General features: G+C 52.0%; 15 protein-coding genes and 1 CRISPR repeat array. Of the genes, 5 read left to right on the plus strand and 10 right to left on the minus strand.

Annotated elements, in window-relative coordinates:
• Positions 1-4: 4 nt before the first annotated feature.
• The gene (locus F5984_RS18465; RefSeq protein WP_152125707.1) at positions 5-550 is read right to left on the minus strand and encodes a DoxX family membrane protein; all 546 of its coding nucleotides are present in this window, start codon (positions 548-550) and stop codon (positions 5-7) included.
• 348 nt (positions 551-898) lie between these two features.
• Here F5984_RS18465 and F5984_RS18470 point away from each other — a divergent pair, with 348 nt between their 5' ends.
• The 3 genes from F5984_RS18470 (at position 899) to F5984_RS18480 (ending at position 3328) form a co-directional block, all read left to right on the plus strand.
• Entirely contained in the window at positions 899-1654 is a 756-nt protein-coding gene (locus tag F5984_RS18470) for a ferritin-like domain-containing protein (RefSeq protein WP_152125708.1), read from the plus strand.
• A 65-nt stretch (positions 1655-1719) separates the two neighbouring features.
• Positions 1720-2523 (plus strand): ferritin-like domain-containing protein, encoded by an 804-nt coding sequence (locus F5984_RS18475; RefSeq protein WP_152125709.1) that lies wholly within the window; start codon positions 1720-1722, stop codon positions 2521-2523.
• 331 nt (positions 2524-2854) lie between these two features.
• Entirely contained in the window at positions 2855-3328 is a 474-nt protein-coding gene (locus tag F5984_RS18480) for a response regulator (protein ID WP_152125710.1), read from the plus strand.
• A 4-nt stretch (positions 3329-3332) separates the two neighbouring features.
• Here F5984_RS18480 and F5984_RS18485 read toward each other — a convergent pair whose 3' ends face one another.
• Positions 3333-4109: a response regulator transcription factor gene (locus tag F5984_RS18485; RefSeq protein ID WP_152125711.1), complete on the minus strand. Its 777-nt coding sequence runs from the start codon at positions 4107-4109 to the stop codon at positions 3333-3335.
• A 279-nt stretch (positions 4110-4388) separates the two neighbouring features.
• Positions 4389-5612 carry an acyl-CoA dehydrogenase family protein gene (locus tag F5984_RS18490; protein WP_152125712.1) on the minus strand — a complete coding sequence of 408 codons (1224 nt, stop codon included), beginning with the start codon at positions 5610-5612 and terminating at the stop codon, positions 4389-4391.
• 188 nt (positions 5613-5800) lie between these two features.
• Here F5984_RS18490 and F5984_RS18495 point away from each other — a divergent pair, with 188 nt between their 5' ends.
• Both F5984_RS18495 and F5984_RS18500 read left to right on the plus strand, forming a co-directional pair.
• Entirely contained in the window at positions 5801-7192 is a 1392-nt protein-coding gene (locus F5984_RS18495) for a leucine-rich repeat domain-containing protein (RefSeq protein WP_152125713.1), read from the plus strand.
• Between the two features lie 225 nt (positions 7193-7417).
• On the plus strand, positions 7418-10765 hold the full coding sequence (locus F5984_RS18500) for a T9SS type A sorting domain-containing protein (protein WP_185155560.1): 3348 nt from the start codon (positions 7418-7420) through the stop codon (positions 10763-10765).
• Between the two features lie 325 nt (positions 10766-11090).
• On the opposite strand, the gene F5984_RS18505 is transcribed toward F5984_RS18500, so the two are convergent.
• From F5984_RS18505 to F5984_RS18535, 7 genes are all read right to left on the minus strand, one after another.
• Entirely contained in the window at positions 11091-12704 is a 1614-nt protein-coding gene (locus F5984_RS18505) for an NAD(P)/FAD-dependent oxidoreductase (RefSeq protein ID WP_152125715.1), read from the minus strand.
• A 156-nt stretch (positions 12705-12860) separates the two neighbouring features.
• A CRISPR array of direct repeats spans positions 12861-17821; the repeat unit is 37 nt; unit sequence GTTTCAATCCTTCTTATCGTGGATGTAGGTCAGTGAC.
• A 118-nt stretch (positions 17822-17939) separates the two neighbouring features.
• Entirely contained in the window at positions 17940-18662 is a 723-nt protein-coding gene (locus F5984_RS18510) for a CRISPR-associated endonuclease Cas6 (protein ID WP_152125716.1), read from the minus strand.
• A 2-nt stretch (positions 18663-18664) separates the two neighbouring features.
• On the minus strand, positions 18665-21091 hold the full coding sequence (gene cas3 / locus F5984_RS18515; RefSeq protein ID WP_152125717.1) for a CRISPR-associated helicase Cas3': 2427 nt from the start codon (positions 21089-21091) through the stop codon (positions 18665-18667).
• A complete protein-coding gene (gene cas5b / locus F5984_RS18520; RefSeq protein WP_152125718.1) occupies positions 21091-21843 on the minus strand; it encodes a type I-B CRISPR-associated protein Cas5b in 753 nt (250 codons plus the stop codon). The genes cas3 and cas5b overlap by 1 nt, the downstream gene beginning before the upstream one ends.
• A complete protein-coding gene (cas7b, locus tag F5984_RS18525; protein WP_152125719.1) occupies positions 21840-22733 on the minus strand; it encodes a type I-B CRISPR-associated protein Cas7/Csh2 in 894 nt (297 codons plus the stop codon). The genes cas5b and cas7b overlap by 4 nt, the downstream gene beginning before the upstream one ends.
• Positions 22734-22738: 5 nt before the next feature.
• Positions 22739-24694: a TIGR02556 family CRISPR-associated protein gene (locus F5984_RS18530; protein WP_185155561.1), complete on the minus strand. Its 1956-nt coding sequence runs from the start codon at positions 24692-24694 to the stop codon at positions 22739-22741.
• 311 nt (positions 24695-25005) lie between these two features.
• Positions 25006-25533, minus strand: a complete 528-nt coding sequence (locus tag F5984_RS18535; protein WP_246169149.1) for a helix-turn-helix transcriptional regulator — start codon at positions 25531-25533, stop codon at positions 25006-25008.
• Between the last annotated feature and the right edge of the window lie 63 nt (positions 25534-25596).

A 25596-nucleotide genomic window follows, 5' to 3' on the forward strand; every position in this document is an offset into this window, starting at 1 on the left:
AACCCTACCGGCTCGCGGCCGATGGTGCCTTGGCCTGTTTGCGTTCGGCTTCGCGGGCCGCGTTCGGGTCGGCAATGAGTTTACCGCCCCGGACCGTTGCGCCCAGCACAATACCCGCCGATACCAGCACCCCGTTTTTGATGATGTATTGACCCACAAGTGTCGGGACGAAGGGGTATTTCCAGGTCTCGTCGGGGAAAAAAGCAAGTGGCAGAAACGTACCGATCATCTGTAGAAACAATAGCCCCAGGGTCAGGCGCATAAACCGCCCTGAGAGTAGGCCCAGGCCAATCAGGCACTCCCAAATAGCCAAAATAATCCGGCTGGTATCGGCCGAAAGCATCCCAAAACTAAGTTTGTCGATGGTGCGAATGGCGAGGGTTTCGGCTTCGCTCAGGGCCGGAAAAAACTTTTGCCCACCGAACCACAAAAAGACAACCCCCAGCGCCAGCCGGAGCAGGGTGAGGCCGTGACGGGCCATCCAGTTGGCCAGCCGGGTATCCAGCCGGGCCACTGGCGGGCTGGCGTTGACAATATCTTTCTCGTGCATAGGGTCGGAGGAATGATTCACCCATTCAACCCCTTAACTCCTCTATCATTCCCGCAAAAACTTCTCGTCGGCCGAATCCTCATTTTGAGGAATAGGGAATTGTATCCTGTATGGGTTGATGCCTGGCGCAGCGTAAGTAGTTTATTTTTGCCGGTAAACTACTGAATTTTAATGTGTTGTGTCAGTCGAAAATGGCGGGTGTTCTGGCCTGGGCCGGTGGGTTTATAGCTACAGCCCCGGCTACATATTACTGTCTTTAAATATTTTCTACGGACTTAATAGACTTTTTGAATAGGGCCGGGTTCTGGCATAAACAGTCCTTTTTCATGCTCAACAACTTCCAATTTTATGAAAAACAACGATCAACTACTGCGCCCGGCAGTCGGGCCGAGTGTACCGGCTATTCCCTCGGTCGAACGGCGGCTTTTTATGCGTCAGCTTGGCCTGGTATCGGCCTCTACGGCTGCTTTTCTGGCTTCCTGTACCCGCGAACCACTCGTTGATCCGCAGACGGGTAAGCGGCAGGCCCGCCTGGGGGCCGAGGTGCTCCCCGACGGAACCGTTGACCTGGGTTCGGGCGATATTGGTATCTCGAATCTGGCCTACACGCTCGATCAACTCGAAACCGCCTTTTATGCCACGGCCCTGCAACGAGCCATGAACGTGACGCCTGAAGACCGCAAGGTGCTGGCTGAGCTGCACGATCATGAAGTGGCCCACCGCGAATTTTTCAAGACGTTTTTGGGCGGTATGGCTATCCCAATGCTCGACTTCGATTTTAGTAGTGTTGATTTCAGCAATCGCAACAGTGTGTTCGATGCGGCACAGCAGTTTGAAAATGTGGGGGTGGCTGCTTTCAACGGCACCGGACCGCTCATTCACGATGTGGAAGTGCTCAAAATTGCCGGCAAAATGGTGTCTATTGAGGCTCGGCACGCCACCCTGGCCCGGCACATGATCGCCCCCAAAACACCGTTTGCGTTGAGCCATGAGTTGGTTGACGCGCAGGGCCGCGACTGGCACCTGACCCCCGGCGAAGTGGTAGCCCGCGCACAGAAGTATATCAAACAGAAAATCAGCATAGCCAACCTGCCAACGTATTGAGTGGACGAGGGCACTCCGTGGCTGTGAACTGACTCAACTGCCAACTTCTTAACAACAAGACGTTTATGAATTTATTCAACATACTTTCGGAAATAGAACAACGCGATGCTGAGGCTTACGAAAAGTTTACCGTATCGCGTCGGAAACTGTTCAAAACAACAGCGGTAGCCGCTGCCGGGTCGACGGGTCTGCTGGCGGCTACGCTCAATAAGGCCTTTGCCGCCGATGGCGATGTGGCCGATGTGCTCAACTTTGCTCTGCTGCTCGAATACCTCGAAGCAGAGTTTTACGCTATTGGCCTCAATACGCCGGGGCTGATTCCGGCCAATGACCGGAATGTGTTTGCCAAGATTGGTGAGCACGAGCGGCAGCACGTCGATTTTCTGCGGTCGGCACTGGGGGGGAGCGCCATTCCGAAACCCACGTTCGATTTTACCGCGGGTGGCCGTTTCCCCACGGCGTTTAGTAATTACGGGACATTTCTGGTGCTCTCACAGGCATTTGAGGATTTGGGCGTGCGGGCGTACAAAGGACAGGCTCCCCGGCTGAAAGGTAACCGCGATGTGTTGCTGGCTGCGCTCAAAATTCACTCGGTAGAGGCTCGGCACGCGGGTGAGGTGCGCCTGATTCGGGGGCTACGCGTCTGGACATCGGAGCAGGAGACCGGTGGCGCTCCCGCAGCCGTGTACATGGGCGAAAGCCCCACCATGCAATGGACGGTCGATTTGCCCCCGGTTGTAGGCCCTAAGCTGGTACAGCGCGAGGGTAACGTGGGGCAAACTGTGGAGCGCGTGGTTCGCGAAGCCTACGACGAGCCACTCACCAAAGAGCAGGTTCTGGCTATTGCCGGGCCGTTTGTACGCGGATAGCTCAGTACTGGACATTAGATGTTGGACATTAGACCTCCCTACAGAATGGTAGTAAGTCTAACGTCCAGTGTCTGAAGTCCGAATGTCCAGTACTGAACGTGGATAGCGACGTCTCGAAAAATCTATTGATTGACAGAGTTTTGTTTGTTAGTCCCGGTTCTGTTTTGGGCCGGGACTTTTGTCGTATGGGCTTCGGGGCAGGCAGAGTGATTTAGGTCGGATAGTTGGCAATGTGGGCTTTTCGACGTATACTCGTAGTACGTTAGGGTTCACATACTGGCCATATTTACCCACTGCGTTATGGCTGGTTTCCACCCAAACCCATAAAAAAATGAGAAAGTTACCCGGCGACGCATCGCCCCGGACCAATTTCAGGAATGCGCAGCTGTTAATCATCGAAGACGATCCCGATCACGGCCAAATCATCGAAAAGGCCATTCGACAGTGCCTTCCCGAAGTAAAACCTGTACTGGTTGGCTCAAAAGACGAAGCCCTCGCTCAACTGGAGCAGTACACCAGCAGTAGTTGGAAATTGCTTAAAGTGATCTTGCTGGACCTGTACTTGCCCGGCCGCGACGATGGCTGGACTATACTTGAAACAATCCATCAAAAAGCGGCTACCCACGGTAAAGTCCCCGTAGTTTTATTGAGTTATTCGGATAACCCGAGCGATGTGGAACAAGCCTACGATATGGGGTGCGCGTCGTACGTGGTAAAGCCGAGTGGTTACCCCGACTGGATCGCCTATTTCGAAACTTTCCGAACGTATTGGTGGGAAACGGTGGTGCTGCCGGGTATGCGCTAACCGCTTACCCAATAGCCAACATCGGCTGTGCGACCAGCAACCAATACCGGCATAGTTGCTCAATGGCCTGCCCAAACAACTTCGGATCGTCAGGAATTTGGACAACCGAATTGGCACCCAGCGTGTACGGTTGGTCGGGGTCATCGTCGGGCGAAGCGAGCCAGATTACGGGTATGTTCTGCAATTTCGGGTGGCTCTTGAGCGACCGCAACGTCAGGCTCCGATCCGCGCGGTTGGTGCGGGCATCGAGCAAAATAAGCGACGGATTTTTGTGGACCGGGCGTTGCAGCAAATCGGTAGCTAATGCTCCACCCAGCTCCACCGACTGAATCTGGCAATGGGCCCCGAACCGCTCTACCCGTTCGCGGGTGAGCAACAAGGCGTTGCCCGTCATCACCACCAGCATACGAAGCGTGGCCACCGCCCGAATACCCGGCGTGGCCACGGGTAGGGTAGCCGTATGGCCAGCCTGATTCAATAGCTGTTGGCCTACCTCAGTCCACCGTCGGCGGCTCACGGGGAGTTCGGCACCGTCCTGCATTCTGACGAGGCCCGGCATTTTCGGGCGGGGGGGCGGCAACACGGTGGCAATAAAAACCGGGTTGATAAGCACCGTTTTATGCACCCGAATAAACGAAGGCAGGCGCTCTTCGAAGTACGTCAACGGTTTGGCCAGCAGTCGGCGGTCACCATTTCGGAACTGGAGCCAGGTGTAGTTGTTCGCGCCCGAGAAGTAGGCGAACAAGGAAGGGTGTTCGAGGAGGTCGCTGAGAAATTGCACGGGTGGTCGGAAGCGGAAGTGGAACAAGAGGAATAGCCAACCGACGGAGCCGGAAAGACCCGCCGGTTGGCGCTAAGGGGACAACTGTGACTCAGCCTTTTGTGTTAGCCGAGCTATACCCAACGGGCCAAAAAGTTTGTCAAAGCCCTTGATACTAAGAGAATGAACAATGAATAATGGACGGTGAATGAATAATGAACAATGAACAATCGGGTTACCTACTGATAATCAACCGTTTCATTATGCATTTTTCATTGTTCACTGTTCATTCACCATTGTTCATTTAAAAGCCGGAATTCCCGTGATCTCGGCACCCAGAATAAGCAGGTGAATATCGTGCGTACCCTCGTAGGTCACTACCGATTCGAGGTTCATCAGGTGCCGCATAATCGGGAAATCGCCTACAATACCCATGCCCCCCAAAATCTGCCGGGCTTCGCGCGCTACCCGCAGGGCCATGGCTACGTTGTCGCGCTTGGCCATCGAAATCTGAGCCGTTGTCGCCCGGTTATCATTCTTGAGCATACCGAGCCGCCAGCACACCAGTTGGGCCTTGGTGATATCGGTGAGCATTTCGGCCAGTTTTTTCTGCACCAGCTGAAACGAGGCAATCGGTTTGCTGAACTGCATCCGTTCGAGAGCGTAGCGCCGGGCGGTTTCGTAGCAGTCCATTGCTACCCCGATAGCCCCCCAGGCAATGCCGTACCGGGCCTGATCGAGGCACTGTAGCGGACTCCGAAGTCCCCCCGATTCGGGCAGGATGTTCTCTTTCGGAATGCGCACATCCTCAAACACCAGCTCACCCGTGATGCTCGCCCGCAGCGACCATTTGTTATGGATCTCGGGCGTGGAGAACCCTTCCATGCCGCGCTCCACAATAAGCCCCCGAATTTTGCCCTGCTCGTTTTTGGCCCACACCACGGCAATGTCGGCCAGTGGAGCGTTGGTGATCCACATTTTCGAGCCATTCAGAATATACGCCGAACTGGTTTCGACAAAGCTCGTTTCCATACCGCCGGGGTTGGAGCCGTGGTTAGCCTCGGTCAGCCCGAAACACCCCAGTAACTCGCCTTTAGCCAGGCGGGGCAGGTATTTCTGTTTTTGCTCATCGGAGCCAAACGCCCAGATCGGGTACATCACGAGCGAACTTTGCACCGATACCGTGGAGCGCATACCGGAGTCGCCCCGCTCAATTTCCTGCATCATCAGGCCGTACGAGATGTAGTCGAGGCCACCGCCCCCGTACTCAACCGGAATGGTTGGCCCAAACGCACCAATCTGACCAAACTTCGGCACGATGCTCGCCGGAAATTCGGCCTTCTGTGCCTGCTCCTCGATGTTGGGCGTGATTTCGCGGCTCACAAAGTGGCGAATCGACGACCGGACAAGCTTATGTTCGGGCGTGAGCAAATCATCAATGTCGTAAAAATCAGGCGACTCTACGGGGGCTACCGACCGGGCAGCGCCGTTGGTTCGGGTGGCGGTTGAGGGGAACGTTTGCATAGCGTGTCAACGAATGATTCATAAAGGTTGTTTGGCAAAACGGTGCGGAATGACGGGCTGCGCAGGCCGGGCCGCGTAGGCCGGGGTACGACTGACAAAACCCGATGAGCCGGAAATTTAAAAACTTCAACAACGGCATGAAATAATAACTATATTTATCGTTGTATTCCTACAAAGACCGTTCGCGTATGAAGCCGTTGCTAGTTACCCTATTCTTTATGCTGGTGTGGTGCTCGGTGGCTCCCGCGCAAACTCGCATCATCAGTCTGTCTGACACAAGCCAACAGGGGGTAAGCCTTGCTGCGCTGAACCGGCAATATCCACCCGTCGAAACCTTGTTTGCGAGCCAGCCCAAAGCCCGGCAAGAGCTTCGGATGCGCGCTATACAGCAATTCAACGGGTTTATCCGCGAGCATAACCTGGCGCAGAAACGGGTGGCTTTTGGGTTACGCGAATACTACGAGCCAACCGGTGAGGCCACTACCGTACTGGTGGATTGGCTCGTGCCAACGCCCGATTCGACCAAAACGCAGATTCTCGAAAAGCTAACCCAATACTACCGGGCTAATCGGTTTCCGGCAACTGCCACAACCCGGTTTCGGAATCAGATGACCCATGTGGGCAACATTCCCGAAAAACGAACGGTACGCACCGGGGCTGGGGTACTTAGTTCGGTGGAACAGGCCCGGAACACTACTCGCCCTGATACCGTCACGAAACTCTATTTCAATCAGCTCGAACTTCGGCGTATTCCTGAAGAAGTGTACCGTTTTCCCAACTTGCAGGAACTCGACCTGTCCAGAAACCGAATCAGCCATTTGCCTGCCCGTCTGACGGCCGACCTTCCGAAACTGCAACGGCTGAGTTTGCTCTACAATGCCCTGCCCGACGATAGTGTGTTTTTTAGCTCGAATAAGCACTTGCTGGCGCTCAATCTGCAAGGTAACCGACTGACGCAAATACCCGCGAGCGTACGCCAAAACCGGCGGCTCGAAAGCCTCTGGATAGGCAATAACAAGCTGAAAACGGCCAATTTGCGGGGCCTACACCGACTCAACGACCTGAACCTGTATAATGCCGGGTTGGCCGAGTGCCCGCCCTCGCTCACGCGGCTCCGGCGGCTCAAGGTGCTCGATCTGTATTACAACACCCTGACCGAGCTGCCCGCCCGGCTGTCGCGGCTCCGGCGGCTTGAGCAACTGGCCCTTTCGCACAATCGGTTGCGAGCCTTACCCGACCGACTCGCCCGCCTGAAGCGGTTGCAGGTGCTGTATGCTCACCATAATCAGATTGGTGGCCTGCCCGACCGGTTCGACCGGTTTCGGAGCCTGCGCCTGCTCGATTTGAGCTACAATTACCTGAGCACCACCCCGCCCGTGCTCGACCGGATGCTGACCCTCGAAGAACTCGACCTGAACAGCAACAATTTACAAACGCTTTCGCCCGGCCTAACCAACCTCCCGAACCTCAAAAAACTGTATCTGCGGAGTAACCCGATTGTGGACGATAAAAGCCGGGTTGGTTTGTTTGCCCAGACTATTCAGCAGCTCGAAGCCGGTAAGGTTGAAGTGTTTCACTGAATCAGTTTTGGGTGCTAACCTGTTGGTAATCAAGTATAAATGAAATTTTACTGATTTGAAATCTTGGAAAATTTTCGCACTAAATTTTCATTGTAATTAGTTGACAATAAACGTCTTGTGTGTTTTTTGGGCTTAGGGCTGGCCTTGGCGTCAATGAAAGGGTAAAATATGGTATGGTTTGTGGTAACGGGCAGGGCATTAGAACCTTTCCATACTCAGCCTATCATGAAGTACAATTTTCCACGGTTAGCAGCCTTCGTGGTTTATTGTTGCCTGCTTTGCGGATTTGCCCGGCAGGCAGCCCAAGCGCAACGATTAGACACCCTGATGGCCCGCCCGGCCCCGGACATTGTGGTGCCTTATCACGAAATCAGACTCGATGGGGCCTTATTTTATCTCGCCGACGACGGCCAAACGGGGTACGAACTCTGGCGTACCGACGGCACCCCGGCCGGTACCCGCCGGGTCAAGGACATTCGGCCGGGGCGGGCAAGCGCCTTCGTTTCAGACTCAACCCATAGCGCCCTGACCGACGCGAACACCCTCAGCCCCGCCAAAGTAAAGCTGGCCCTGCGCGATTTTCGGCCGTTCAGGCACGGGAATCGCCTGTATTTCTGGGCCGACGATGGGGTTACGGGTATTGAACTCTGGCGTACCGACGGCACCGAAACCGGTACACAACGGGTTACTGATCTGATTCCGGGCGTGCTGAGCAGTGGTACGCAAGCCGATATTCTGTACGGGGGCGGTGGGCGTTACCCCAGCCGGTTTGCGGCCAACGGCCAAAAACTGCTTCTCTGGTCCGACGGGTTGGCCAATTACCTTATCGAAGCCGACGGGGCAACGGGTGCGGTGCGTACGTTCAACGTGCAAAGCAGTCCGTATCTCAACGTACAACCCAAATGGGTGCAGGTAGCCAACAACCGGTTGTTTGTGCAAACGGCCTTCATGAGCAACGGTAAATCGTTTTGCAGTCTGCTCGAAGTAAGCCGCGACTCGGTGCGGAGCATCGTGGTCAACCAACCGGGTGCCGATGTGTTCGGGTTGGTGTCGGCCGATGACCGTGGCCTTTTGTATAGTATTCAGACCGAAGACGCCCGTAGCCGGTATACTAACCTGTTTCGGCGCGATACCGGTGGCCGAACCCGACTTATCTGGAGCATTGGTATGCTAAAACCGACTTCCGGCACACGTACCCAACAGGTGGCTACTATGGGGTCGGTGGGGCCATACGTGCTCCTGCTCCAGACCGATCTGCCCAACGACAACGGCAAGGGGTATCAGGAGGTGTGGCGGCTTGATACCCGCACTGACCGCTATACCCTAGCTCGGCGGTACGACCGCGAACTGAGTACCGGCCGTTTGTTGCGGGGCTCGGAGCTACTGAGCGAATTTGTGGCCGGGCCGGGTGGTATGTTGCTCGTGGGAGCCCGCGCCGACTCAATGGCCGCCACGCCAAACCGGTTTAGTGTACAGGCTTTTGATCCAGCTACAGCCCGGCTCGTCATGCTCGACGATAGCCTTGACCAATACACGCACCAACCAGTAGGCGGGGCGGGTAAGCAGGTTTTTCTGACTCGTAAACGCATGACCGACCGGGTACGGGCATGGCTCACCGATGGCCTTGTTCGTCAGCCATTGGCCGATTTGGGTTCGTCGACATATCCCGTGGGCCTCACCCGCACCGAAGCGGGCCTGGTGGCTCCGGTTTACAATGCCGTGCGACTGGGTAGCCGCGCACTGGGCTACAAGCTCGACGTTTGGCAAATCGACTCGACAGCCGCCCGGACAGTTCGCGTGGGGCAGGCCCGGTTCCGGCCGGGCGGGCTGGGGGCGGTGGTCAGCTCAGGCGGGCGGTTGTACGGCTTCGACGGGAATGGACTCCTGCTGCTTTCGGCCGCAGCCCCTGACTCCATCCGGCCGGTGGCCAGCCTGGTATCGGCCGCTAGTTTGTTCAATACTAACGTCACCACTCAGGCCGAAACTGTGCATCTGGGCGTCGTAAATGGGCGGGTACTGGCCCGCCGAAGCAGTGGCGGTTTAGCCAATCTGATTGCGTTGAACCCAGGTGCGCCCCCGCGTCAGTGCCTCATTGGACTCAGTCCGCAAACGCCTGCTTCGGTAACCGACAGCCGGGGTAAGCACCTGGCTTACTGCCCGCAAAAAGACTCGGTGCTGGTGTTCAGACGCCAACAGCCGGGCTACGGCGGCACGCAGGTGGGCGAGGTGACACAGATTTATTACAAGAGTATTCAGTGGTTGCGCGACAGTACACTGCTGTCGGGCAGCTCTACGGATAGTATCCGGTTGGTGAAACAAACGGGTCTGTACACGCTCTCGGTCCGGGGAGTGGCCGATGGTTGTGTGGCAACGGATAGCTGGCAGGTGGCCAACGACGTACCCCGTGTGTCGATTCTAGTGCAGAACGGCCTGCAAGGCACTGCCCGGGTGATAGAGACCAATCTGGCTGCGCAGGTTACGGGGGGCTTTCCCCGGCCCACCGCCCCTTACTATGCCGGTACCTGGTCGGTGCAAACGGCGGGCGGTATTGTGAAACCCATCGGAGCCCAGCAGGAAGTCAACACGACTAACACCGCCAGTTATCCGAGCACAATCAAGGTGGTAGAGCTGGGTACGTACTCGCTCCGCATTACCGACGCGACTGGTTGTACGGCCGTTGGATCGGTAGTGCTCGATCAGGCCCTGAAAGAGTTTGTGGTGTCGGCCCGGCTGGTTGAAGGTAAAAATGAGTATTGCGCAGGCTCGCCCATTGCCTTCGGGGCCGATGTTTCTGGCGGGAAAGCCCCGTATCGGATGCGTTGGCTCAATTTAGGGCAACCCGTCACCGACATGACGGGATTAGCACCTACCATCACCGCTACGTATGCCCAAACCGGCACTGCTGCCGACCAGAAAGTGTATCTGCTCGAAGTGACTGACGCTACCGGCCGAACGGCGGTCTCATCCCTGTTGCGGGCGTACGTGTACCCTCGCCCGGCGGCTACGCTCGTAGCCAGCAGCGCGCAGGTGTCGGCTACCCGAACGGCAACGCTCACGGCCGGATCGAGTAATTATCCGAATCCTTCGTTCGGATGGTCGTTCAACGGAAAAGCGATGATTGGGGCTACGGCCAAATGGATTACAGCCTCGGCTGCAGGGCTCTATTCGGTAACGGTTGGGTCAGGGACGAGCCAGAATTGCCGGGCTACCCTGAGTACTACTCTGACCGATGCGGGTGCCCGTGGCCGATTGGCGACAACCACCGATTGGCCCGAAGAGGTCACCTCCGATACCGACGCGCTGACGGTGATGCCTAATCCGACTGATGGAGTAAGCCGGGTGCAATTACGGCTGCCGCAGCATCGGCTGCCGCAGCAACGGCTGCCGCAACCAATTCTGGTGACGGGGGGCGTGTTTACCCCTGATGGGCGCACGCTCCGTACCTGGTCTGCAGAGTCGACCTCAACAACGTACGAAACGGAGCTGAACTTGAGTAGTTTACCGGCTGGTGTTTACATCCTCCGGCTCGAAGCCGGCTCGCGGGCTTATACCCGAAAGCTAGTTCGGCAGTAATTTTCGGCATTCAAAGAGATGGCATCTCTCTAAAGTAGTGTGAGTTATGGATAATTGCTGACGCAAGGGCCTTCGACAGGCTCAAGCCGAATGTCAGCCTGAGCCTGTCGAAGGCCCTTGCGTCAGCAATCATTTGTTAAACAGCTGGTTGTAATACAGATTATCCGTAATTCACGTTAAAGTAGTGTGAGTTAGGGTGCGAATCCCCATTTCTCACAACTCATGTTAACCTGGGCTGAAGCCGAAGAGATGACATCTCTCCAAATGAGATGTCATCTCTTGGAATGCCGCATGACGCGTGTTTCTACGTCGGTGGCCAATGGTTTTACGGGCGATACAGTTTTACGAGTTCTTCGGCGCAGCGTTCGCCATCCATCGCAGCCGACACAATACCCCCGGCATACCCGGCGCCTTCGCCACAGGGAAATAGGCGTCGGGTTTGTACGTGCTCGCAGGTCTGCCGGTCGCGCGGAATCCGAACCGGCGACGAGGTACGGCTCTCGATACCAATTAACTGCCCTTCGTTGGACAGATATCCCTTCATTTTACGGCCAAAATCGCGCAGACCCGCCCGCAAGGGTTGAGCAATGTGGTCGGGCAGCACCTCGGCCATGTCGGCCGACAGCAGGCCGGGCTGGTACGAAGTGGGCAACAACGCTGGTGATAGCTTACCGTTCACAAAATCGGCAATGCGCTGGGCCGGGGCCGTTTGGGTAGGCGTTTCGCTACCCCGGCTGGCCACCCGGCAGGCATTCTGTTCCACGGCCTGTTGCAGGGCCAGGCCCGCGAGAGGCCCGTGCTTGGCATAGGGGGCCAGGTCGTGGTCGGTGATGGCGACAACCAGCCCGGAGTTGGCAAACTTGGAATCCCGACGCGAGGGCGACATGCCATTGACCACCAACTCGCCGGGGGCGGTAGCCGCCGGTACAATAAACCCGCCGGGACACATACAAAACGAAAAAACGCCCCGTTCAACGCTCTCAAACCGGGTTTGGGTGACGAGGCTGTACGAAGCCGCCGGGAGGTAATCGCCCCGGCCCGCGGCCTGCGTGGGGAGGTGGTATTGCAGGCTGTCGATAAGTGACTGCTGATGCTCAATCCGAACGCCCATAGCAAACGGTTTAGCCTCAATCAGAATGTCGCGTTGCTGAAGCAGGTAGAAGATGTCGCGGGCAGAATGGCCCGTTGCCAGAACCACCCCCAGGCCCGTAAACTCCCCGGTTTGACCATCGGTCAGTCGCTGCGCCACAACGCCTTTCATTTCGCCATTGACCAGAATGAAATCGACTACTTTAGTGTCGAAATGCACTTCACCGCCTGCGTTCAGGATCTGCTCGCGCAGGGCGGCCACCACGCCCGGTAGTTTGTTGGTGCCGATGTGCGGGTGGGCGTCCACCAGAATCTGGTCGGTAGCGCCGTGAGCCACCAGAATCTCCAGAATCCGGCGCACATCGCCCCGTTTGGTCGCGCGGGTGTATAGTTTACCATCGGAGTAGGTACCGGCCCCACCCTCGCCAAAACAGTAGTTCGACTCGGGGTTGACGATATGGTCTTTGTTGATGGCGGCCAAATCGCGACGACGGGCCCGGACATCGCTACCCCGTTCCAGAATAATCGGTTTAATGCCCAGCTCAATCAGACGCAGGGCGGCAAATAAACCCGCTGGCCCCGCCCCGACAATAATGGCCGGTTGGGCGTTGGCTACATTGGGGTAGTGCAACCCGTGCTGAAGCAATGGAGTAGGGGCCTCCTTTACAAACACCTCGGTATCAACGTGTACGCGTACCTGACGGCCGCGGGCGTCGATAGACTGGCGTTTTTTACGGACCGTAATGTCGGGTGAATCGGGAAGCCGGAGCTGGCGAAGGGCCTCGGCGCGGAAGGTCGCGTCGGTGAAGGCTTGCTCAGGCGTGAGCGAGAGCGACAGTTGATGAATCATGCTTGCTTGGGTCAGTTTCTATCTGACAGTAGCACAAAAATACGGCTAAATCGCGGGGGAATCAAGGCTGGTGACGCCCCGTCGGAGTCCGCGTACGTCCATTGGCCAAATGACTAATTTGGTTGCGTTGCGGTTGAGTGGATTCTCACTATCGCCGTTTCAACCCTTCTTATCGTGAATGTAGGTCAGTGACTGGTTTTTGAATCACTTAGGTGACGACACCAAAAATCTGTTTCAATCCTTCTTGTCGTGGATGTTGGTCAGTGACGGTTCTTCGTCCTGCTATTGGGCGTTGCCTTCCTCCGGTTTCAATCCTTCTTATCGTGGATGTAGGTCAGTGACCTGCAAGCCACCAAGACCAACCGCGACCCCGGCACAGTTTCAATCCTTCTTATCGTGGATGTAGGTCAGTGACTGCTTTGTGAGCGAGGTAAGCCGGTTCCTAGGGCAGTTTCAATCCTTCTTATCGTGGATGTAGGTCAGTGACAGTGGGGCTGTGGGATATCTTACATAATACTATGTAAGTTTCAATCCTTCTTATCGTGGATGTAGGTCAGTGACTACGAGCCCCTACCCTTTAATGGCCTCCTTTTCTTCGAGTTTCAATCCTTCTTATCGTGGATGTAGGTCAGTGACTGCCCCGCTAAAATGGGGTTGCCACTCAGATCCTGCGGTTTCAATCCTTCTTATCGTGGATGTAGGTCAGTGACCGAGCAAGTTGACATGGTGCCAAAGGCCGAACTCGAGTTTCAATCCTTCTTATCGTGGATGTAGGTCAGTGACTTGCGGCCCAAAACGTGTGTTTGTCGTGCATGAGACGTTTCAATCCTTCTTATCGTGGATGTAGGTCAGTGACCATACACAATCAGTAGTCCGCCCATCAGATGGGGTAGTTTCAATCCTTCTTATCGTGGATGTAGGTCAGTGACTTACCGAACCGTTCGGCACTCTCCCAGTTGAACACGTGTTTCAATCCTTCTTATCGTGGATGTAGGTCAGTGACCATTGTGTCTGTTTTTGGGATGGGGTGAGCCGGGGAAGTTTCAATCCTTCTTATCGTGGATGTAGGTCAGTGACTTGAGGATTATTTGTTTGCCGACGTTCCGGGTGCTGGTTTCAATCCTTCTTATCGTGGATGTAGGTCAGTGACGATGAAGCAATATTATAGCCTAACCGACGGGCAGGTAGGTTTCAATCCTTCTTATCGTGGATGTAGGTCAGTGACGGTAGCGGCAATGCTCAGTAGAGCGAGAAATGCGATGTTTCAATCCTTCTTATCGTGGATGTAGGTCAGTGACGCTCAGACCAAAGCCCGGTTTGGCTACGTAACCAAGTTTCAATCCTTCTTATCGTGGATGTAGGTCAGTGACAGTTCATACTCCCCTACCTGAGCGAGACCCTCACGAGTTTCAATCCTTCTTATCGTGGATGTAGGTCAGTGACTCCTCCTTCCCGTATTCCAAGTTTCTTCTACATCCGGTTTCAATCCTTCTTATCGTGGATGTAGGTCAGTGACAATTTCACTGAGTCTTTCGACACGCCGTACAGGGTCGGTTTCAATCCTTCTTATCGTGGATGTAGGTCAGTGACTGGGCGAGTCCGTGAGGGCGTAGACGGCATTCTCCGGTTTCAATCCTTCTTATCGTGGATGTAGGTCAGTGACAAACCAGCAACGGGTACTAGCGAAAGCCGTTCAGGTCGTTTCAATCCTTCTTATCGTGGATGTAGGTCAGTGACACCATCCGGTCGATTATTTGGAGAGAAACTGATGAGTTTCAATCCTTCTTATCGTGGATGTAGGTCAGTGACTGTACAGCCGAACTCAAATTACGGCGAATACCATGGTTTCAATCCTTCTTATCGTGGATGTAGGTCAGTGACAGTCGCAACTTCTTTAATGAGTGTCCGGATATGGGGTTTCAATCCTTCTTATCGTGGATGTAGGTCAGTGACGTGTAGTTTTTTCATTTTATGGCTTTCTTATTAATAGTTTCAATCCTTCTTATCGTGGATGTAGGTCAGTGACCACTCCATCCGCTAACCGGGTAACGGTGCTATGGGGGTTTCAATCCTTCTTATCGTGGATGTAGGTCAGTGACGCCGAATAGATAAGCCGTTCAACATTCGGCGCTTGCGTTTCAATCCTTCTTATCGTGGATGTAGGTCAGTGACTCGAGCGCCAGCCGGAAGTGAATCCAACCATTGCAGTTTCAATCCTTCTTATCGTGGATGTAGGTCAGTGACAACGCTGGTTAGACTGAAGCGATTTATGACTTATGCGTTTCAATCCTTCTTATCGTGGATGTAGGTCAGTGACAATCTGTCCGGTATACAATACCGGACAGATTTGTTATAGTTTCAATCCTTCTTATCGTGGATGTAGGTCAGTGACAAAATACGCTTCATTTCTGTAGCATTTTTAGTCACGGTTTCAATCCTTCTTATCGTGGATGTAGGTCAGTGACTGGCACTATTGCCGGTGAACTTGCTTCAAATATATAGCAGTTTCAATCCTTCTTATCGTGGATGTAGGTCAGTGACCAGAACGCATTGCGTTTACAATTTCATCCGCATCAAGTTTCAATCCTTCTTATCGTGGATGTAGGTCAGTGACATACACAACTTGATCACTCTAATCACTTGTTAACACGTTTCAATCCTTCTTATCGTGGATGTAGGTCAGTGACAGAGAATTCATGTGATTGTAATTTGAATGTTTGATACGTTTCAATCCTTCTTATCGTGGATGTAGGTCAGTGACTCAGCGAAACGGACATCTAAATCGTATTTCTCCGAGTTTCAATCCTTCTTATCGTGGATGTAGGTCAGTGACTATTGTTTGTTCGGTAGAGTGCCAACCATCTGGCTTTAGTTTCAATCCTTCTTATCGTGGATGTAGGTCAGTGACAGTAAATTTTGGGCATACTGGTAATTTAATGTAGATGTTTCAATCCTTCTTATCGTGGATGTAGGTCAGTGACGAAATGCGGGCAACTTGCCCTAATTCCTTGTGGTGAAGTTTCAATCCTTCTTATCGTGGATGTAGGTCAGTGACACTTAACTAACACACACGCTGCCTGTCGGCAGGTAACGTTTCAATCCTTCTTATCGTGGATGTAGGTCAGTGACGACAACATCAAGCGCACGGGAGGAAACCAGACCGTGGGTTTCAATCCTTCTTATCGTGGATGTAGGTCAGTGACAATCATCTTCGAACCGATTCCCAAACGACCCATTACGTTTCAATCCTTCTTATCGTGGATGTAGGTCAGTGACCTTGATTCCCATCGCCCGAGTTTGCTGATGTGGATAAGTTTCAATCCTTCTTATCGTGGATGTAGGTCAGTGACAAGATGTCCACCTTATTGCTACCCACGGTATTTTCTCGTTTCAATCCTTCTTATCGTGGATGTAGGTCAGTGACTGCGTCCACCAGATCGGCGGAGGTATCTCCCCTGCCAGTTTCAATCCTTCTTATCGTGGATGTAGGTCAGTGACTTCTACCAAGTTAGCTTCATCCCCGGTCGATCTTCTAGTTTCAATCCTTCTTATCGTGGATGTAGGTCAGTGACAACTAACCATCTGCAACCATTGAACCATGACAACCGCAAAGTTTCAATCCTTCTTATCGTGGATGTAGGTCAGTGACGGGGGAGAGGGCCGCATTGTCAAGCTGGTTAAAAGGTTTCAATCCTTCTTATCGTGGATGTAGGTCAGTGACCAGCGGCCCTAAGCTGATAGGACTTTAGGTTGTCCGTTTCAATCCTTCTTATCGTGGATGTAGGTCAGTGACATGCTGACCGTAGGCCGACGGGGGTGCAAACGTCATGTTTCAATCCTTCTTATCGTGGATGTAGGTCAGTGACAATTCGGCAATAGCTGCTGTCAACATGATTCAGGGGTGTTTCAATCCTTCTTATCGTGGATGTAGGTCAGTGACCCAAAGCGAGTAATCTACCAATTGATATACTACTCGTTTCAATCCTTCTTATCGTGGATGTAGGTCAGTGACCGGTAACGGCATACGGCGTACTGTTTGCCTGACTCTGTTTCAATCCTTCTTATCGTGGATGTAGGTCAGTGACAGCCGGTGCGGGTCTGATTGCTGCCGGTGGCCTTGTGTTTCAATCCTTCTTATCGTGGATGTAGGTCAGTGACTTCTTTTTTGTGGATCATTTTTCACTATGGATAGAATGTTTCAATCCTTCTTATCGTGGATGTAGGTCAGTGACCAACCAAACAATGTACGCCGGTCACCCACATCCGGAGGTTTCAATCCTTCTTATCGTGGATGTAGGTCAGTGACCCCCTTCGCCCAACAAAGTTGAGGGCTGATTCAAGTCGTTTCAATCCTTCTTATCGTGGATGTAGGTCAGTGACAATCTACTGTTTACAGACAAACAATAGTTAACAGTATAGTTTCAATCCTTCTTATCGTGGATGTAGGTCAGTGACTGGCGGGTAGAGGGGAATATTGCCCCAGAGGTGAGCGTTTCAATCCTTCTTATCGTGGATGTAGGTCAGTGACCTGAGCGAGGATGATTTGGTAAGCGTTCTGGCTACCGTTTCAATCCTTCTTATCGTGGATGTAGGTCAGTGACGGCGTGGACATTCTCACCTACCTACCCATTCAGGTAGTTTCAATCCTTCTTATCGTGGATGTAGGTCAGTGACTGTTAGGGGTTATGAAGCGGGCCACCACCAAACGGCGGGTTTCAATCCTTCTTATCGTGGATGTAGGTCAGTGACCCCCCGAACCGCGTCACGAGCGCGGTTTTTTCTATTGTTTCAATCCTTCTTATCGTGGATGTAGGTCAGTGACTCGGCCCGTTCCTGAGCCAGCTTAGACCGGTGATTTTGTTTCAATCCTTCTTATCGTGGATGTAGGTCAGTGACATACACCCTCAAACCGGGGAGTTGCGTGGCCGACAGGTTTCAATCCTTCTTATCGTGGATGTAGGTCAGTGACGGGACGGCAGGCGTTGGCCGGTGCCGTACTAAACTAATGTTTCAATCCTTCTTATCGTGGATGTAGGTCAGTGACCTTCATTGCTCATCGAGAACTCGCACGAAACAGAGCGTTTCAATCCTTCTTATCGTGGATGTAGGTCAGTGACTTAGGAAATGTGCAGGTAGGTTCCGTAGGTAGTGATGTGGAGTTGCATGGGTTAAAGAGTGAAAGGCGAAAGAGTGAAAGAGCAAAGCTGGAGTGCCGGAGCGACGTGAGCCGGTCTTTCACTCTTTCACTCTTTCGCTCTTTAAAATTGTCCCAAACCCCCGCGACACGGCCTTGCCCAGCCCCAGCCCATCGGGCAGCACCACGTTGGTAGTGAAGCCCCCCGAAAACACCACCATAGTCTGGTTTTTGAATTGGGTAGTGTGTTCCTCCGTTCGCAGCCGGACCATCACCCGCTCCGTGGGTTCCAGCCACACCCCAAACTCCCGGAACGTAGCCAGCAGCTGACTCGTCAGAATGCGTTTGAGTTGGGCTTCCCGTTCGGCTTCCGAGTAGCGTTGGTAATCGCGGTAGTTGGCCTGATTGAGGGCCATCCAGCGTGTCTCGAACCGGTAGTCGAGCAGGTCGTCCGATATACCGAGTGTGGCCTGTTCGTGTCGAATGTGCTTGCTCAGGACGGGGAAGCGTTCTCCCTGTCCTGAGCCACGGTCAATGTCGATTTCGCGTATTTTGAGAAACAGTTGTGCCAGCAGCCCGGCTCCTTCGCCCGCACCCACGAGCGTCGGCACGCGGTTGAGTACCTTGTACTGCACAAGCGGGTAGGCGTAGCGGAACTTTACATCGGCCGTTCCCTCTTCGGCTTCCAGATGGTTATGCAGCAGGGGCGAATGCTCCCGAAATAACTCGCCGAAATAGCCCCGCAGCTTATGCGCGTCCCGCGTCCGCAGGGCAATTTCAGGAAAGGTAATGGTGGTGAGGGGGAGAAGGATGGTGGAGGGCATGGTTAGTGGTGGTGGGTTTGTGGCTGGCTTACAGAAGCATAGCCTGTATTTTGGCGAAAATTGTCGTGGTTGTATTGATAGCAGGCTGACGGATTACTTCGACGCGAAACATAGAAAAAGTGCTCCTTTTCGCTGTCAAACACAATCTGTGATGCCTTACCAACTCCATTTGGTAAATAAGGAAGCGGTACGTTTACTACATATTCATAGAACCTAGCTTTGATCAATGCAAATTCGCGCTTACGCTCGTAGGGTTTCAAGTCCTGTCGATTACTGATCGCTACGTACTGCTCCCAAAGTTGTTCAGCTTCCTCATTCAGCTGTACATAAACAGACTCCGTATCCTGGTCTTCGACAAACTGAAACTTGCCCACTTTCTCAAATTCCAACGCCTGTAATGCCGTCAATTCTTGTGATACCAAGACATTAGCCTGCTTGCGAACTTCCTCAAAATAGGCTTCAATCAAGGATAGATAACCATGTTCGTCCGTCTCCGAAACAGCTTTTAATACATTACCCGTTTTTACCAGCAAGTCGCCCCCGTACACCATACCACTGGCTCGTTTCATTTCGGCAATAGCATATAGAAATACCTCACTTGGTACAGCTTTCTCATTGTACCGGTTGGCGCGGCCAGCTGCCTGAATAATAGAATCAAGCGGAGCCATCGTTCTGAAAACTGTATCTACCGACACGTCAACGCCAGCCTCAATAAGCTGGGTAGAAATAATTACCTGCTGTTTGGGCCCTTTGTACTTTTTAATACGGTCGATAATTCGTTTGCGTTCGTAAGGGGTAATGAGTGTAGTGAGGTAATAAACGTCGGTTTTGTCTTCGCCCAAAGTAGTCGCCACAGTCTTGAAGCACTCCAACGTAGCTTTTTTGGTATTCAGAATGACCAGTACGTTTTTAGTTGGGTTACCCTGGCAGTAGTCAATTACATCTTGCTGGAACTCTTTAAAACTGACCTCCTGACGGGTGCGGTTAATTAGCCGAGTTCGGTTAAAGTGTGGGCTTTTGAAATAATTGCGGTAGTTGGGCACCAACTCTGTAATCTCCTCATCAGGCGTGAAAATCAACGGTTGGGTGGCCGACATCAGCACGAAATAGCAATTGTACCGTTCGCCCAGCGTCTTAAATGTTTGCCGAATCAGGGGCCACAATTCGTACTTTACCTGCTGAACTTCGTCAAGTATGATAACTGAGTTAGCCAGATTGGGCAGTTTCAATAGTTTGGTTTTATCATTTGAAAATAGCGTTTCCAGCAACTGCACAAACGTCGTGACAACGATACCCGACTGCCACGTTTCAATCAAAAACTGACTTTTATCCTGGTCAAGCGTATCATCACCAACTTTGTAGGCCGGTTCTGCTAAATGATGATGCTTTAGCAAAATATCAGAAGTTGGATTGTTAAATACGTCCTGAAACACCCCAAAATTCTGGTCAATGATTGACGTAAAGGGGATGGTTATAACTAGGCGTCCGGCTTCCAGTCTCAGCTTCTGTTGTAATGCCAAACCAACCGCCAGCGACGTAAGCGTTTTGCCTAACCCTGTAGGCAGCGTAATGGAATACAGGTGCTGTTCGGGCTTGCAAATTCGGAAAACGGCCTCAAGTGTTTCCTGATAAGCCTGATTTTTCAGTTTATCCAGACTGCTTTGTGGCTTGTCAAAACCCTTCTGTTGCCGGTACGTTTCTAGCGCAGCCAAAGCCGGTTGAGTTGCCGACGGGACATCGATACCTTTCAGAATAACATCCGATTTGTCGGAGAGCAAAAGCGTGCCGTAGAACAACTGATGCCAGTAGAAATAGCGATTTTTGGCGTCAGCAGGAAGGTCTTCGTATTCGCCGAGGTCGAAAAAATCAAGTGAAAAATCCCCGTATTCGTCCAAATACGCTTGTTCTTCAATATAAAGTTTGAAGGACGCCCAATCAAAACTAAAGTCGACCACAGAGAGTAGTTCGTTTAGAATTGCTTCTGTTTCACTTTCGTCTTGAAAGGCTGAAACTTGCTCAGAAAGAATATTGGCTTTTTCTTCTAGAAACAGCTCATCTGCAAAATCTTTCAGATTGCCATGATGCCGTTTAACGGCCGTAAACACCAGATAAGGCAGAAGTTTACGATCACTTTCGTTAAGATCAAACCGGGCTAAATACTGTTCAACTACCACTTTTGCTAATAGGGCCGACAGTAAGGCGTGTTCCTTTGGCCCTGTTACTTTGTGGTCAGGGGAAAGCAGGTATATTTGAAAAAAACGCGTTCCTTTCGCAACATCATGGGTTACCCCAGCCAGATAGCCGAGGTCTGCCAGTAAGCCCTCAGGCAAACCAAAATCAGTGTTTCGGTTTGTCAGCAGTTGGCGACATGACTCAGCTACCTGCCGCAAGTGTACAATTAGCGGAACGCCGGGGTGTGAGTACAGCATCAGAGATAAAGAATATTGCCAAAATCAGACGTTTCAATCCAGGTGTTAGTACGAACCGCAACGGCTCCCCCGTCAGCATCTACAAGCACTTCTCCATATCGGGTAACAACGCGCTCTTTTGATAGCTCAATCGGCATAGTCTCGACGTAGTAGTGCGCCGTTTGATTGAACTCTATCGGTGAACTATCCGTAAGCGCTGACAGATTCACCGCCGATTGAATAGGAACCGTGTTACCTGCACTTGTTTTCAGCGTAGCCGAGCAAACCACCGTATTACTCAACACCGCTGTAAACTGACTCAAACCCAGATAAGGCGTAAAATGGTGCGCGTTATTGGTTAATCGTTCGCTTAGTTTGTCAATTACAGTCTCATCCTGATGCTGCACGAAGACCCGAAACGCAGGGTTTTTGAGTAGTTCAAATTCGATCTGTGTGCGTCCACTCTTTTTGATTTCAAAGAATGAGTTGCCTGTATCGAGCAGATTAAAGCCAATATTCACCTTTTTTACAGGAGACAACAGTTGTATGGCAACCCCACAAACGGCGCTGCTAAAGAGTTCCTGTACCGGTGTTACGTTGCCTGGAAAGCGGCCGGGGGCCGTTTCGCGTTCTATGCCCAGCACGGCCCCCAACAGCCCCGTTAGTGCCGTTCGCGTGGGAATCGGGTAAGTCAGGGGCGAGGTGGTGGTGTTGAACTTGCGAAAGTGGCCGTACTCGCCCGATACTTCGAAGACGATTAGCCGGTTGCTCATAATGATAGTTGTCCATTAGTCAGCGGATGCGAGGTTTTGAGCCGTGGGTCAATCCGCACTGTGACCGCCTTAATCTTGTTTTTGTTGCGCTCCAACTCAGCCAGTAACTCGGTTACGTCGAGTGTATAGTCGTCCGTACTGCGGAGTTGCATTTCGTTTTTATCAGAAGCCAGCTTCAGCCGTTGCCGAAGACCGCCAATATAGAATGGCTCGTTGTACTCCACCGTCAGTAACAGTAAGGGCGTTTGACCGAACTTTGACCGGGAAATCAGGTTTTTGGTGCCTTCCCAAATACCTTCAAGCAACAAGGCTTTGTCGTCGTCAGTCATTTGTGAGTAGGCTGCCGCTTTTTCATTAACAATTCCGTTGAAGCCAATCAGAGCGTACGGCACTTTGTACTCAGTGCGGAACGTAGCCTGCCCTTTTTTATCGCCTGAGGCAAAGGCTCCGGTTCCCTGTTCGGTTACGATGTCGGTCTTGTTAAGCGATTTACCCATCTGAAACTGGGTAGGGCCAACCAGGGTAATTGAATCTTTGTCGAGTGGCAATACACCCCCAAACGTCCGCACATCGATGCACTGATCAAGCACGGTTTGTTTGTTTTCCTGAAACGCTTTTGCCCGCCGTTTCCCATCTACAATGTAGGTTTTGTCGCCGTCCTGATACGTAGTTTCGCGCACAAAAATGTCTTTGCCGTTGGTGCCATTATAGCCCTTGTACTCGTACCAGTAGTCGCGGATGGTACGTTTCAGCCGCACGTCGGACACCAGTACGCGGTTTTCTTCTGAGTCGTAACGGGGGCGATTTTCGTTGAGAGGGTCACCGTTAGGATTGGCGTTTTCAATTTCGTACAAAAAGAGAATTTCGGTTCGGTTGGTCAGTGTAGCCATGTTGCTTATTTGTTTTCGTTGGTTTCAGGTTTTTCTATACGGAATCGGTGAGCCATCTCTAAGCCAGCTACGAAATAAAAGGATAGCTCATTGTTTGAGAGGGTTGGCAGCTTGTGGCTGTTCAGGGTAAAATGCTCGCTGATGATGTGGCTAAGTGTTTCGTAGCGTTTACCATAATCGCGGTATTGCGCCAGTTTTGCCATCGTTTCGAGATAGACCGTTTTCAGCGTTTCGGGATTCAGGTTGTATCCTTTCAGCTTTTTCTCAAAGGGGGTTCCGCCCAGTTCACGTTGCTGAATGTTAAGCAGCAAGCGTACCAGCACCCCTACTGCAAAAATGCCCACCTTGTAAGAGCTATCCAGAAAGTTTGGATTGTTGTTAACAAATTGCCTGAAAAGTGTCTCATCAAAAGCACGGCCGTACTTTGCCTCGACCTGTGCTTCGTCGGTTTGTTCGTCGATTTGCATGGTTATGGTTTGACTTGTGGTAATGAGTGATAGGTAAGTGAGGTAGTTGAGCAGTAAGTGAGCCTTAAGAATAGTAAGTCCTGCGGGTTCAACGTAGCCTTCTGAGGTCTGGGCTTTGTTATAATTAGCCCGAATTTGCGCCATGAAGCGGTTGTAAAGCGTTTGCCGATTAATGGGACGGCCTACGAAAACATCGTTGACGATGCCGTAGAAGTCATCTTCGTAAAACTGCTTGAATAGCCCAAAAGAAAACGTGAGGTGGTGCGGCTCTTTCTTGATGCGGTATGCCGCCTTGTAGAGTGGGTTCGGGTTCACCTTCGCCGGAGCCTCTGAAAACAACTTTCGGAAACGTGAAGGCAATATCTCTTCCAGAAGCAGCTTGATTTTGATTGCCTTTGTGGTCGGATTCTCCTCAAAAAACAGCAAGTTCAGCGTAAAGTAGTTATCTGCTTTACCGATCTCCTGCATGATTCGATCTTCAATCCGCTTTTCTTTCTCAGCTTCCGATAACTGAAACTCTAACCCAGTAATCAGCTTGAGAGCTTTTTCCAGTCCGTTGGTGTCAGAGCTCAATACGGTTTTCGGAATGGCGAAATAACTACTACCGTAAAAGTACTTCTTCAATTTCTGGGCGACGTACTTTTGCCCGTACTCAAATTCCAGCGAACAATCGGAGCAAATGGGGTAGTTTTTCCAGTTACCGCGTTGGTCAAAAAAGCCGCTCACCATACCCGGCTTATCGACTGTTGCATATTTGAATGGTGAGGCAAAGCCATGCAGCAACGGTTTTTTCTCGAGGCAAACCGAGCAAAACTGATCTTTCCCCTGCGACGTAACCCCGTATTTCTCCGACTTTCCAGAAGTTCCACTCAGCAGGACTTGCTGTTGAAAAATGGGAAAGTCTGCCAGGTAACGGCGAACGCCATCCGATTCAAAACAGATGCTAAATCCTGACGATTGCTGTCGCTTTTTATCCATTTGGCCGTAAGCACTCTGCAAGGCGGCAAGTACCTCGTCGTACTCAGCCGTTAGTCGATGTTGCAAGGCCAACAAAAGGTTCAGGTCCTGTTGGTTGTTATTGACCCGACAAAGTGCAACAGCATTTTTAACTTGAACTGTCAGGAGAGTATTAAGCTTTTTCGCCAAATCCCCCGCTTTTGTAGTAAACGTAATGTCGCCACCTCTAGGCGAACCACCCCGATACAGATATTTTGGGTATGTTGTTTCGCTGGCTTTTTCTACGTCAATACCTGTAAACCGACAAGTCAATTGACCATTCTCCTCATAGATTGAGAATACGGCCAATATCATGTCGTAGTTGATGCCCGGAAACATATTTTGCACGTACAGCATGTACGGCTCCGCTTGGCTCTCTTTTTGAAGAGCTAACCGGCCAATAGCGGCTATCGCTTTGTCCTGCATGGGTTGATAAACTTGTCTTGTGTGGACAAGGGATAAAGTGATACTAAAAACTAATGGAAGCAAGCGTTGCAAACATGGCATTGGCCATGTTCAAGGAAAGTGCAGATGATACAGTTGGGGCAACCGAAAGGGAGGTCCGAGGGGCCGGTATGCTCGTGAGAGGTCAGTGCGCCTGGATGTACTGGCTTGAAGTCCGGCCGAAAACGGCTAAATTTGCGATACGTTACCATAAAGCGTATGTTTTGTGGTGAAACCAACAGAGAGCAACGGTGAAGTTTGGCGACAGACCCGTTGCCTCTGTCATTTTTGTAAAGCCACCCCCATCACGGGCATAATTTCAATCCAATTTGCACTAAGGAAGTAAGTGTCGAAATCACTTAATTTTATATGCATCGGATGTGGGTTAGGGAGAAACCAACCTTACGGCACAAAGATGGGTGAATACTTTTCAGAATTCCAAATATTTTGAAATAATTCTTTTTCAACAGCCGCACTTGCTGCCGGTTGCTGATAGCCTCGTGCAGGCGCGTCACCATCGCGCTTTTGTGGCCGTCGAGCAGCGTATCGGCCATCGGAAACAAGGTGGAGCGGCTAAAGATTTTTTGCCGGAGCGGAGCCAGGATCGGATTCGTAGGGGGCAGGGCTGCGAGTGCCTGCTGAAGCAGTTCGGCCTCGTCTTCGGTGAAGTCGGTCCGTTGCCGACGTTCATCTTCAAACAGAAAAAAGCGGGGAGGTCGTTTCCCTTCTTTCTCCACAAAAAACCCAACCGCTTCGAGCGTTTCCAGAAACCGGCGGGCATGGCGCGGGTCGCAATCGAGGAGTTGGGCCAGTTGGCGGAGGGTTTTACCGGGGCGTTGTTTGAGCAACCGGATAAGCTTCAGGGCGCGGAGCAGATTTTGTTGGGCAGACATGGGTGGAAAAAAGTAGCCCAAATACCAGATTTCTCCTGAAAGACACAATCTAAGTCGTCGATT

Source organism: Rudanella paleaurantiibacter (assembly GCF_009184635.1).
GTDB classification, from domain to species: Bacteria; Bacteroidota; Bacteroidia; order Cytophagales; family Spirosomataceae; genus Rudanella; species Rudanella paleaurantiibacter.

Excerpts from the sequence above, each read along its gene's own strand:
- F5984_RS18465 (WP_152125707.1), bottom strand. The coding sequence starts at position 550 with ATGCACGAGAAAGATATTGTCAACGCCAGCCCGCCAGTGGCCCGGCTG.
- F5984_RS18470 (WP_152125708.1), top strand. The coding sequence starts at position 899 with ATGAAAAACAACGATCAACTACTGCGCCCGGCAGTCGGGCCGAGTGTA.
- F5984_RS18475 (WP_152125709.1), top strand. The coding sequence starts at position 1,720 with ATGAATTTATTCAACATACTTTCGGAAATAGAACAACGCGATGCTGAG.
- F5984_RS18480 (WP_152125710.1), top strand. The coding sequence starts at position 2,855 with ATGAGAAAGTTACCCGGCGACGCATCGCCCCGGACCAATTTCAGGAAT.
- F5984_RS18490 (WP_152125712.1), bottom strand. The coding sequence starts at position 5,612 with ATGCAAACGTTCCCCTCAACCGCCACCCGAACCAACGGCGCTGCCCGG.
- F5984_RS18495 (WP_152125713.1), top strand. The coding sequence starts at position 5,801 with ATGAAGCCGTTGCTAGTTACCCTATTCTTTATGCTGGTGTGGTGCTCG.
- F5984_RS18500 (WP_185155560.1), top strand. The coding sequence starts at position 7,418 with ATGAAGTACAATTTTCCACGGTTAGCAGCCTTCGTGGTTTATTGTTGC.
- F5984_RS18505 (WP_152125715.1), bottom strand. The coding sequence starts at position 12,704 with ATGATTCATCAACTGTCGCTCTCGCTCACGCCTGAGCAAGCCTTCACC.
- F5984_RS18510 (WP_152125716.1), bottom strand. The coding sequence starts at position 18,662 with ATGCCCTCCACCATCCTTCTCCCCCTCACCACCATTACCTTTCCTGAA.
- cas3 (WP_152125717.1), bottom strand. The coding sequence starts at position 21,091 with ATGCTGTACTCACACCCCGGCGTTCCGCTAATTGTACACTTGCGGCAG.
- cas5b (WP_152125718.1), bottom strand. The coding sequence starts at position 21,843 with ATGAGCAACCGGCTAATCGTCTTCGAAGTATCGGGCGAGTACGGCCAC.
- cas7b (WP_152125719.1), bottom strand. The coding sequence starts at position 22,733 with ATGGCTACACTGACCAACCGAACCGAAATTCTCTTTTTGTACGAAATT.
- F5984_RS18535 (WP_246169149.1), bottom strand. The coding sequence starts at position 25,533 with ATGTCTGCCCAACAAAATCTGCTCCGCGCCCTGAAGCTTATCCGGTTG.